General features: G+C 48.6%; 2 protein-coding genes. One reads left to right on the forward strand and one right to left on the reverse strand.

All coding sequences use genetic code 11. From position 1 onward, the window contains the following. Positions 1–696, forward strand: a 696-nt coding sequence (locus AC2VE5_RS26650) for a DNA primase family protein (protein ID WP_486890553.1), incomplete at its 5' end; no start/stop codon positions are given. 253 nt (positions 697–949) lie between these two features. On the opposite strand, the gene AC2VE5_RS26655 is transcribed toward AC2VE5_RS26650, so the two are convergent. Beyond that, positions 950–1,725: type II restriction endonuclease (locus tag AC2VE5_RS26655; protein WP_486890554.1), on the reverse strand; the 776-nt coding region annotated here is incomplete at its 5' end.

Consider the following 1,725-nt stretch of genomic DNA (forward strand, 5'->3'; position numbering starts at 1 on the left):
GAACGTAAAGAGGGTTCCGCGACAAACGATATAGCGGCGTTGCGGGGGGCGCGGTTTGTCTATGCTTCTGAAGGTGACGTTGGGGCAAAGCTGAGTGAGTCGTTAGTTAAAACCATTACGGGGGACGGCACCATTTCAGCGCGACGCCTCTACCAAGAATACTTCACCTTCCGCCCCCACTGTAAAATCTGGTTAGCCACAAATCACCTGCCAACCATCACGGGCCAGAATAACGGCATCTGGCGTAGATTGCTTCCGCTGGATTATGCAGCAGTTTTTTCAGGGGCGGCGAAAACTAAAAATATGGACGCCGTATTGAAGACTGAAGCAGTTGGCATCTTAGCGTGGATGGTACGCGGCGCGGTGGCTTGGTATCAACAAGGTCTTGAACCGTTGCCGAAGCGAGTCGAACGCAACCATAGCGAATACAAAAGCAGTATGGACATGGTAGGCGAATTCATAGAAGACTGCTTTGAACCTGATGCTGAAGCAACGCTTGACAAGAAAGGCTTTCAAGAAGCATTCAATGAGTGGTGTAAAACCTATAACTTCCGGCTAAGTACTAAAGCATTAACGCTGACTATGACTGAGAAGAACTTCAGACTGCACAAAAGCGGCGCACGCCGTTATTACACGGGGTTGAAGCTAAAAAAAGCCCATAACGGTACGGTTCCACCGGATGTAAACAATTGGTGACGTGTACGAGGTAAACCGCAACGACACGTTGCGGTTTTTACTTGGTTGCAGTAGAGAATAGATTTGGACCACTTGGACGCCTTTCTAGCCATTTTCGGTAAACTCTTCTCTATAGTTCTTTCACATAGGACTTTTACGAAAACCATAAAAAGAGGTCCAAGTGGTCCAGTTTCTATGCCCTCATCTGCGGCAGTCATCCGGCCACCACGCTTATACAAATTTTGATGAATTCTTGTAAAGTTCCATGTGGGCATCAGGTTAGCAAAATGTCCTCGAGTAATCCGCGCCCCACCATCTCAAGGTTTAAAACAAAGTCAACATAGTTGAACGTTTCACGTAGAGGTAGCAAAGCCGTCAACCAGCCTTTGCCATCGGTTATCCAGACAAATTGATGCCCGTCTCTAATGATGTTGTCGTACAACACACGGTACTCGCCTGCGGTCGCTTTAAGCTTTGAACCTCCTCCCCCGTAAAAGTTGGTTTCGATGAGGTAGAGGTGGTTGGGTGTGTCAATCGCAAAGTCGATTCTCCTCTCCGACTTATCGACGGTCAACTTTTTGCCGAACTCTTGTTGAATGCGGGTTGCAGTCGCTTGGGCGATGTACCTATATCCGCCCGCCTCGCAAACGGTGCGGACGTGGTACTCGACAATGTCTTCCATTTGGTCCCCCCCCCGGTTTTTGCGCCCGTGAGTGTCAACGCCGGTTTCGACGCCGTAGACGAAATCGGTAAAGCTAGTGATACCGGAAGAGGTCACAAAATCCAGAAGGCCAATCAGCTTGCAAAAGCCGACAACTTTTTGAATGCCCGCCTCGTCTTGGACGCTGGCCAAGCTGAAGGTGTAGTCAGTGATGTTGAGATAATCGCCTATCACTTCAGGCATGATGGTAAACTCGTGTTCCCGTGAAGCGAATATCAAAGGGAGGGTTTCAACAACTCTAGGATTTTCTCTAAGGACCGCTGCTAAAGCCGCCTCTTTATCCTCTTTGCCGATAATATAATCAAGCAGGTGCAAACTCATTTCGACTT

This window comes from Aliterella sp. E5.1 (assembly GCF_057473825.1).